The sequence below is a fragment of the Vicinamibacterales bacterium genome (genome assembly GCA_036504215.1).
Lineage (GTDB): Bacteria > Acidobacteriota > Vicinamibacteria > Vicinamibacterales > Fen-181 > FEN-299.
Genome location: DASXVO010000087.1, coordinates 42323 through 53040 on the forward strand (window position 1 = coordinate 42323; position 10718 = coordinate 53040).

Genomic DNA, 10718 nt, shown 5'->3' on the forward strand with positions numbered 1-10718 from the left:
GACCGATCATGGCCCCCGACTACTCCTATCCATCGCCGCTCAGCACCCTGCTTCCGCCCGGGTTTGGGCTCGATCAGGTGCTTCCGCTCGACGCCGACACGCTGGCGGCGATCGATGCGGCGGTGTCGTACGTCGATTTCACCTCGAGGTCCACGCCCCAAGGCCTGGGGCTGTCGCTGACGGTCTTGATCGAGGGCGAACTCGCGATTCCGATCCCTTGGGTGGACGGGCTGGCGCTGGTGTTTGGCGGCGCGAGCGGCGCCGGCCTCACCGCTTTCGAGGCGTCGATCGCACTCGGGCCCGGCACGTTCGAGTTCCAGGTTGACGACGTTGAAATCGCGCTGCGGCTCCCCCCGGATATTCTCAAGCCTGCTCCCGGTCCCAGTGGGACGGCTGCGCCGTACGCAGAGATCGCCGTGCGGGGCGGCTTCTCGATCGACCAAGCGCTCAATCTACGGTTCCAGGGATTCGATCGGCTGTCGTTGAGTCCGGTCACCATCGGCGACACCGGCATTGTCATTTCGGCCGACGACGTACGTCTCGACCTGTCGCCGACAGAGACCATTCCCGAGGTGGTGGCCGCGGGATTCGACGAAAGCTTCATCGGTGTCTTCATCGGGAATGCCCGCGTCGAGCTGCCGGAGGGCCTGCCCGCCCTCGCGCCGGAGGATCTCGTCCTGCAGAAGTGCGCGGTCGGATCGGGCGGTGTCAGCGGCCGCCTCTCCGCCGTCTACACGCCGACGTACGACGAGAACGCGAAACAGTTCAGCGGCCGCGGCGCCGGCGAATTGTTCACGGTTCCGTTTGCGCTCACCGAAATCGCGATCGAGCTCAAACACGGTGCTCTCGTCGAATCGAAGATCGCGGGCAAACTGCTGCTGCCGTTCTTCGACCATCCCACCGACGTTGAAATCGCCCTGAACCTCGACGGGCGACTGACCGTCAAGCTGGCGGCGCCCAATGGCCTGTTCACCCTGGAGAGAGCCGACCTGCTGTCGATGACGCTCAGCAGCCTCGGCTTCGACATCGCCGACGGGTTGCTCACCGCCAGGATTTCGGGATCGCTTACGCCATTGATCGCCGGCATCAAGTGGCCGACCTTTACTGTCAACGAGCTATCCATCGACTCGAAGGGTCACGTCCGGCTCGCCGGCGGGTGGATGGCTCTGCCGAGCCAATACGCCCTCGACTTCCACGGGTTCCGCATCGAAATCACCAAGCTCGGATTCGGGAAGACGGACGACGGCGGAAAATGGGTGGGCTTCTCCGGCGGCCTGAAGCTGGTGGAGGGGCTACCGGCCGGCGCGTCGGTCGATGGTCTTCGCGTCATCTGGTACGAAGACGGACGGACGCCGCCGATCCGACTCACCCTTCAAGGCGTCGGAATCGAGTTCGAGATCCCGGAAGTGCTCCGGTTCAAAGGAGCCGTCAACTTCAGCGGTCCTCAAACCAGAACGCTTCCCGTTTCCGCCACGCTGCCGAGTGGCGGCACCGAGACGATTCAGCGCTTCGACGGTGCAATCAGTCTCGACCTGCTCGCCATCAACATGAGCCTCGACGCCACGTTGGTCGTCGGGCAGGCCACGGGCGATCGCGGCAACTACGGCTTCTTCGCCATCTATGTCGCCGTCGAATTGCCGGCGGGCATTCCGCTGGGCGCGACCGGCCTCGCGTTCTACGGCTTCGCCGGGCTGTTTGCAACGCAGATGGAACCCAACCGGAAACCGGAGGAAGGTTGGTACGAGAACGCCGACGGCGGTCCGGGCTGGTACAAGCGCGGCACACCGGGCATCGTGGACCTGAAGACGAAGTGGGATCCGATGCCGGGCAGCCTCGCACTCGGTGCGGGCACCACGATCGGCACACTCCCCGACAACGGTCAGAGCTTTCACGGCAAGCTGCTGTTCGTGCTCATCCTGCCCGGGCCGATTCTCATGCTCGAGGGGCGGGGAGATCTGCTCAAGAAGCGCAGCCAGCAGGAGGGCGGCGGCACCGCCAGCGAGCCGCTCTTCCGCGCCATCGCCGTGCTCGACGGGCGCGCTGGCACGATGACGATTGGTCTCGACGCACGCTACAAGTACGGCGCCAAGGGCGAACTGCTCGACATCCGCGGGAGCGCCGAAGCGTTCTTCAGTTTTCAGGACGCGAGCGCCTGGCACATCTACATTGGGCGCAAAGACCCACGCGAGCGCCGCATCGTCGCGACCCTGTTCCAGATCTTCCTGGCCAATTCGTACTTCATGCTGGATGGAAAGAATCCGTTCTTCCAGACCGGCGCCTGGATCGGATACGAAGCCAAGTACAAGTTCGGACCGGCCGCGCTCGAGATCAGCGCCTTCATCGAAGCCGACGCGGTCGTCAGCCGCAAGCCGGTGCACTTCTTCGGCGAACTGACGTTGCACGGCGGCTTGAGCCTCAGCCTGTTCGGCCTGGGGTTCCGCCTCATCGTCCACGCGCACGCGGCCGCCGACGTCTTCGACCCGCTACACATTCGCTTCGACTTCCACGTCGCGCTCGATCTGCCTTGGCCGCTGCCAGACTTCAGCGTTGACTTCTCCGCCGAATGGGGACCGTTCCCCGATCCGCCGCCGATCCCGCTCCCGCTTCAGGATGTGGCCGCCGAGCACTTGAAGGTCACCACGACGTGGCCTTTGAAACGCGACGCGACCGTGCCACTGCTGCGGCCCGACTACAACCGTGGCGACGACTTCCTCGTCGATACACCGCCGGTTTACTCCGAGCCGAGCGACTTCAGCGTGCTGCCGATCATCCCGCTCGACGCGAGGATGCACCTGACGTTCGGCCGGCCGATGAACGACGATGCCAGGGTGGGTGTGAACCCGCAGCCGACGACGCCCGAGTGGGATCAGATCGGCGATACCAGCAGTGGAACGGGGCCCGCGAGAGCACGCTTCAGCCTGCAGGAGATCACTCTCGCGAAGCGCACCGCGTCGGGGTGGACGAAAGTGGCGTGGGCGCCGAACCCAACCCCCGCCACCCCGCAGCAGCAGATGTACGGCTCGTGGGCACCGGTGCCGACGGCGAACGGCGCGCCCGGCGGCGTAGACCAGGTGAAGTTGTGGCTCTGGTCGAAGAATCCGTTCGACTACACCCGACACGCAGGACGCGCCTGGGACGAATGGACTGCGACGGCTCTTCCCGACTACCCGTGCGTGCCGGCTGCTCCGGATCGGGAGGATTGTTTCGATCTCTCAGATGTCGATCCTGGGAGAATCGGGTCCGCGCCGTGGCACCCGCCTGGATTCCCCGACGTCACCGTTCAGTTCGCGACGGTCGACGGTGCAACCGTCATCTCCATCACGACGCCGGGCGATGTCACTGGCGTCCGCGTGCGCCCATCCTCGCAGACCGACGCCGTCCTGCTCCGCTGCTGCGCCGACTTCCGCGGTCGGCTGCCGGGAGTCGGCTCCAACCCTCGCGTCGAGTATCGGTTCCGATTCGAAGTTCACACGGGGGCGGGCGGGGTGCCGATCCCGGCCGCTTCCAGCCAGATCGTCGCCGTGCCCGGCGTGGACACCGGCTTGGCGCTGGGACCCGAGATGATAGTCATGCTGCCGCGTCCGGCGATGACGATCGAAGCGCTGATTAGTCGCGCGGGATCGAACGCCTCGCTTGCCGGCTTCAAGGCCGACGGGACGTCAGCCGGACGCGTCGGGATCTCCTCGGGTTCGAAACAGCACGTACGACTGAACGGCGACGGCATCGTTCGTCTGGTCGTCCGCTCGGGCGGCGAGGGCGTGTTGCATCAGATTTGCGAAACGTATTCGTCGTTGAGCGTCACCGACGCCGTCGACGGTCGTGGCACGAGGCTGGGGACAACCGCGGGAGGAAACGGAGGAGGAACCGGAGGAGGAAACAACGAAGGTGTCGTTGTGACGGGTGGAAGCAATGGCATCGGTTCGGTGACCATCACCGTAGAAGCGGGAACCGACGCGGGACGGGTGTGCATCAGGCGGCCGCCCGATCCGAACGACGTGAACCGCCGCGCGACGATGAGCGATCATCTCCGCGACGAAACGGCTCGCTGGTCTCAGACAGGCGACGTGCTCGAACCATCCACCATCTATCGGCTGAAGATCGTGACCGAGGTCCAAGTCGAAAGCGATCTCTCCTTGAATGGATTCACGGCACCCTCGGGATCGAACACGGCCTATCAGTTGCTCCCGTCGCCAAAACAGGAGCAATACGCTTTCTTCCGGACAATGGGCCCGCCAGGCTTGGCGGACCTCTCCACTCCGGAGGGAGTGCCGGCCGACGTGCCGTTTGCCTGCGGCCTCGACAATCTCACGCTGTACGTCAAGCAGACGATTCCAGCGACGGTGCCCGCAGCAGGACAGGCGCCGTTCCTGGCGAGGCCCGTCTATCGGGCGTACGACGTGGGCGTGGAGTTCAACGAGGACTACGTCGATCTGATGTACCGGATTGCGCGCCGCGATCTCGTCCTTCAGCTGTACGACGCCAACGTGCAGCCGGTTCGCGACTCGCTCGGGCGTCTCGTCACCCTCGTCAATCGATGGGGCCGGACCGAGCAACTGTCTCTGAGCGAAACGGACCAACGCCTGGTCAAGACACTCAACGACGCCGGGTGCGCCACTATCAACGAATCTGGCATCCCTCATACCGGCGTGCTCGTTGCGCCGATCTCGGGCGTCGTGCTCAACGCCGACACGGTGTACGAGGCGCGGCTGGCGCCGCGGCTCATGCACGAGGATTTCGGGGCGCTCGACGCCGGGGCCGTACCTAATCCCGGCACTGGTGCCATCGGTAAGTGGGTTGCCGTCAACGAAAGCTCGGCGAGTCCTGCGTCGAGCTGGACGATTCGGGAGACCGGCACGCCACCGACCCACGTGGTGACGCAGACCGCCAACGTGCGCGGCGGCACCGACGACGGCAAGGATCCCGTGAAGCCGGGCGCGCTCTTGCTCGCGAGCGACGACAGCGGCCGTCCGTCGAGCGATCCGACCCAGCCGGGCAACTGGTCGGATTACCAGACGATGGTCATACTTCGCGCAACCGCCCGCGACGGGGCGGTCGGGATCCTCTTCCGGTATCAGGGCGCCGGCACCTTCTACCGGTTCTCCATGGACGGGCAGCGGAAATATCGCCGGCTGGTGAAAGTCGTCAACGGCACGCATACCGTGCTCGCCGAAGATGACTTCGCGATGCAGACGGCCGTCGACTACCGAATCACCATCGAGGCGATCGGCGCGAGCTTGCGTGTGTATCAGGACGGCGACCTCGTGTTCTCGGTCACCGACACGACGATCGCGGCGGGGCGGCTCGGCCTGTATTCGTGGGGGAGCCTTGCGCCGTGCTTCGCCGACGTCGCCATCGAGGATTTCGGACCGAGAGCCGTGGCCGCGTACCGCTTCAAGTTCACCACGTCCGACTTCGCCAACTTCTTCCACCACCTGCACAGTTACTCGGACGAGACGTGGCGAGCCCCGCTCGATCTCGCAACGCTTCGGACGAACGCCGCTCTGCCAGCCGACACGGCCACGGAAGCCGAGCACCGGGCCTATGCCGCCGCGGCGCAGTCGGTTCTTGGGGATCGGGCCAACCAGGCGCCTCACGGAATCCAGATCACACGGATTGAATCTGGCGGACAGGCCCAGGGCTTCCTCGTTGAAAGCCCGGAGCCTCTCGACTGGACTCGGACATCCTTCACGCTCAAGACAGCGGATCGTCGAGTGGCCGCGCCGTTGCCTCCGCTGGACGTCAAGCTTACGGACGTCACGTTCGCGACGACCGACCTCGCGCAGCACTCCGTCTCGCTCGTTCTGTTGAACACCGCGGACCTCTCGGGCTGCCGAATCGAACGTTCCACTCTTCCCGGACCAGACACCGACGCGGCGAGCCCTCACGTGCTCCTCATCATTCGCGCGACCGGCAGCGATGCGGGGTTGTTGTTCCAGGAGACGTTCGGTCCCAACGCACTGGATCGATACGAAGTCATCGACCTGGAGCCGCCGCAGCCTCCGCCGACCTCGTACGCTTCGCGCTGGATCGTCGCGAACGGCCGAATCGAGGAGCGTAACGACTACCGGGGCGGTTCGCCGATGGCCGACGTGCTGCCCAGACGGCCGGGCACCATGGCCGTTCTCGAGACCTCGTTCGACAACGCTCGCATTGCCTTCACTCTGCAGACGCAAAGCCTGCGTGACGTCGGCGTGGTGTTCCGCTGCACGGACAGCGAGCACTTCTATCGCTTCTCATTCTCCCGGTTCGATCCGTCCTTCAACGGTGGCTTCCGTCGCCTCGTCAAACGCGTCAACGGCGTTGTCACTGTGCTCTGGGAAGACACCGTGATGACGGATACGAGCCGGCCGGTGCGCGTGACGATCGAGACCTTCGACGATCGCTTGATCGGCTACGTCGATGGCTCGCTGGTGTTCAACGTGCGCGACAGCGAGCTGCCAGCCGGGCGGCCTGGCTACTACTGCTGGGGCAATACCCAGGCGTTCTTCGAGGAGCTCGAGGTCGAATCGCTCGAAGCCGATCCGGTACTGTGGGAGCCGCCGCTCGCGGCCAGCGACGAACTTCAGTTCTTCGATGCGCCACAGACACACGGCGGGCCGTCGATCTGGACCGTTGCCGGCGGTGTCGTCCTTCAATCGGCGCCGACGGCAGGCGATGACGGCGCGTGGGAGGTGGTCGCCGGAACGGCCGACGACGTCGCGGTAGGCGCTGATGGATCGGTGTGGTCAACACGCTCGCAGAGAAACCGATCGGTTCTCGCTCGATGGAACGGGCTGGCCTGGGAGAGCAAGCGCGGCGGCGGTGTGCGCGTGGCCGTCGACGGCGAAGGCAAGCCGTGGATTGTGGACGCGACAGGATCTATCGCCCGGTGGAATGGCACGGCGTTGCAGCGACTGGCCGGCCGCGCCGTTGACATCGGGCTCGGCGATCCGGGTGCTCCCGCTTACATCGTCGGCACAAAGCCGGAGCTCGATGGCTACGAACTGCTCTACTGGAACGACCCCGCGTGGCACGCCTTCTCGGGGGCTGGGGTCCGAATTGCGGTGGGACCCACCGGCGACCCGTGGGTGGTGAACGACAGACATCAAGTATGGGTATTCGAGTGGGCGACCCAGGCGTGGCGGCAACTGCCGGGTGAGGCAACAGACATCGCCGTCGGCGCTGACGGCTCGGTCTGGATTGCAGGAACGACACCCGCACCTGGCGGGGGGTTCGTCGTTTCGCGATGGAACCAGTTCGCCTGGGAAGCGGTGCCCGGCCAGGGCGCGACCGCGATTGCGGCCGGTCCCGACGGAAATCCCTGGGTGGTGACGAACACGCGACGCCTCGCGCGGTGGGTTGGCAATCGTGCCACCAAGCCAGGCGCGAGCGCCCTCGGCGGGCCACAGAGCCTGAGCGACATTCATCTGCGTGCGCGCCTTCGTTCCGACTCCGGCGGTGCGATCGGCCTCTACTTCCGCTATCGAGACGAGGGCAACTACTACCGGTTCTCGATGGACCACGATGGCGTCTACCGTCGTCTCGTCAAGGCGGTCAACGGGACGGTGACAGTTTTGTGGGAAGACCACACGCAGTACATGACCGGACGGTCGTACGACGTCTCTATTTGTGCGCAGGGCCGCTGGCTGTCCGTGTCGATCGACAGCGTGGCGCTCTTCACGGTTCAGGACTTCGATCACGACGCAGGCCGCGTCGGCTTCTATGCGTACGCGAACCCGAGCGCCAGGTTCGAGAATGTCGTGGTGACCAACTCCAGGAGAACCGCCGGGCCGTGGACCATTCGTGACGAAACCGCGACCGGCGCTCCGTCCTGGTGGCGGGTGCGCCGCGGCGCGCTTGCGCAGATCACGCGCATCGGCGAAGCCGACGCCAACGCGAATATCGGAACCGATGCCATCGTGGGCGATCCCGCGTGGTCCGCCTATCGCGTGAGCGCGAAGATGTCGTGCGTCACCGGCGAAGCTCTGGGACTCGTGTTCTGCTATCGGAGCGACGGCAACTGCTATCGCTTGACCGTCGATGCGCAGCACAACCTGCGGACGCTCACCCGGCACGTGGCCGGCGTGCCCTCCACGTTGTGGCAGGCGCCGGGGGGATACACGCCCGGCGGTCCGGTGGTGCTGATGGTCGAGGCGTCGGGCTCGAACCTGGTGGGGTACCTGAACGGCGAGCGTCTGTTCGACGTCGCAGACCCGACGTTTGCCGCAGGCGCGGCGGGCGTTTCGTGCTGCCGGAACGACTCGTTCGAACTTGATTCGTTCGAAGTCCGCGAGCTTCCGCTCGCTGCGTCCGCGCTCTTCAGGGATCGGTTCGCCGAAAAGGATACGTCGACGTGGACCTTCGTGGACGGTGGCGGCGCGCTCAGGGTGTCGCGCTGGGTCGCACGCCAGTCCGTGCTGACGCGAACGCTCGATAAACGCTCGAGCCGCAGGCTCACAGCGGCGGAGATCGCGCGCACCCGATCGTTCGCGATCATCGACCGTGATCTTCGGAGCGACGTGATGGTTGTCGCCGGCGTGACGCTGCACACCGCGGGAAGCGCGGGCGTGGTCGTGCGGCATCAGGACGAGAAGAACTACGTGCTGTTCAGGCTGAGTTCCGCTCAGGGCCGCGCGGAGTTGATTGAGGTGACGTCCGGCGTCGCCGTGACGACATGGACGACGGCGATCACGATTGCTCCAGGTCGCGAACTGGTACTTCAACTGCTGCTGAACGGCGAATCTGTCCGGAGCTTCATCGACGGCGTACCGGCATTTGGTCCGACGCCGATCGCGGCCGGCCCTGGACGAATCGGCCTCTTCAGCGACGCGGACACGACGGCGGAGTTTGCGAGAGTGGCGGTCTATCCCGTCGATCGCGCGTTCAATACCTGGCTGCTGAGCGACGCCTTCGACAGGCTGGTGCCGGGACGCTGGACGTTCGTGGACGAGGGCACGACAAATGCGCCTTCTCAGTGGACCGCGGGCGCTGGTGCGCTCGGCCAGTCGGAGGCGATTGGCGACGGCATCACGAATCCGGCGCATCTGGACAAACTGGGCACAACCGCAGTGGCCGGCGACACTCTTTGGACCGACTACCGGGCCAGCGTCGGCATCCGATCGAGGGTTGCGGGCACACTGGGGCTCGAGGTGCGACGAAAGGACGATCGCACTTTCCTGCGATTCGAACTCGATTTCGCCGCGGGTGTCCGGCGGCTCATCAAGGCCGTCGACGGGGTGTTCTCGTCGCTCTGGGAAGATCGTGTGACGCTGGCGGCGGGTCGCGAGTACCTCGTCACCGTCGATGTTCAAGGCGATCAGGCGGCAGCATTCGTGGATGGCGTCGAAGTGTTTCGAGGGATGGACCACTCGGTGGCCATCGGGTGTGTCGGCCTCTTCTGCTACGCGAGCGCGGGGGCGGTGTTCTCCTCGCTTTCGGTTGCACCGGCTGTCTGGGTGCCGCACTACCAGTTTGGTTCGGAGCGGCAACTGCCCTCCGGCACATGCGTCCGCGTTTCGCAGGCCGCGCCGGCCGCCGGCACGACGCCTCGACCAGGCGTGATCGAACGGCAGATCGATTCCGACGCTGCGCAGGTGGCGCGGTTCCCCGCGCGTGGCGTTCAGCTTCGATTCGTCGCGCGAAATGGCCAGCCGGGTCACACGCGCGTCTTCCTTCCCGACACCGAGTTCGCCGTGTCTGTTGACGCACAGGTCGTGCGCAAGGTCGATGGCACGGGTGTGTTCGTGCTGCCGCGCACATCAACACAGCTCGGCGCAGGCGAGTATCGGTGGTGTGTCGTCTATCGCCGCCAGGGAACCGGGCTGCTGCGACTCTCTCAGAGCGGCGACACGAGCGACGAAACGGTGACGCTCGACGTGCCCTGGACGAGCGTGAACTGAACCCTGAAGGCCTACCGCTTGTTCCGAAGGTTCTGCGGCGGCCAATCGCTTGGCTGCGGGATCCACATGTCTGGTGGAAGAAAGACGGAGTCGGCCAGGAGAATGCATCCAATCTGACTGATTCCTGAACGCACGGCCATGTGATGTTGTTCGCGGATGTGGCCCAGACGCGCCTGCATGTCGTCCACCGTCGCAGCCCCGTTGCCTTCCTTGAAGCACTCCCACGCGAGCCACTCTGGGAGCCTGTCGAATCTGGAGAAAGATCCGAACCCGGCGATCGCGTTGCGCGGCGACTTGAGCTTGAACAGGAACGGCGCGCCAGGCGTGCCGAGGAAAGCATAGTGGTCCGACGGTGTCCAAAAGTTGACCTCCTCCCACGTTCTCTTCCGGGACAGGAAGTCAAACCACCCGTTGTGGGTGACGGCGACCCAACCCTCCATGCCCGCCAAGCCTCCGTAGCACGCCCACTGTAGCCCGTTCAGGACGCATGGGCCACGGTTCCCGCTGCGAGCGACAATGTCTCCACGACGGGGGACGATTCAAGGGGCTCCGCCGACCAATTCGTGTTCTCTGTCGCCGCAGGGCTGAGGTGCGTGGGCCGCGCAGACGGCGGCGCCGTATCATGAACCGAATCGGAGGTTGGCGATGAAACATAGGCCCCTCTCGCAGCGCGAAATGGAAGCCGTTCGCGAGTTCTCTACACGCATCCGCGCGGCGCTCGGCTCAAATCTCCTGGAACTTCGGCTGTTTGGCTCCAAGGCCAGGGGCGACTCTCGGCCGGACTCTGATCTCGACGTACTCGTGGTCGTCACCGGTGATCGCGTGGGGGCTGAAGACCTG

At 65.2% G+C, this 10718-nt stretch carries 3 protein-coding genes; 2 read left to right on the forward strand and 1 reads right to left on the reverse strand.

The genetic code is table 11. The features are described 5' to 3' along the window. Positions 1-8: 8 nt before the first annotated feature. The gene (locus VGK32_23540; protein HEY3384746.1) at positions 9-9878 is read left to right on the forward strand and encodes a tectonin domain-containing protein; all 9870 of its coding nucleotides are present in this window, start codon (positions 9-11) and stop codon (positions 9876-9878) included. An 11-nt stretch (positions 9879-9889) separates the two neighbouring features. Here VGK32_23540 and VGK32_23545 read toward each other — a convergent pair whose 3' ends face one another. Further along, on the reverse strand, positions 9890-10318 hold the full coding sequence (locus tag VGK32_23545; GenBank protein HEY3384747.1) for a hypothetical protein: 429 nt from the start codon (positions 10316-10318) through the stop codon (positions 9890-9892). 205 nt (positions 10319-10523) lie between these two features. Here VGK32_23545 and VGK32_23550 point away from each other — a divergent pair. Beyond that, positions 10524-10718: nucleotidyltransferase domain-containing protein (locus tag VGK32_23550; protein HEY3384748.1), on the forward strand; the 195-nt coding region annotated here is incomplete at its 3' end.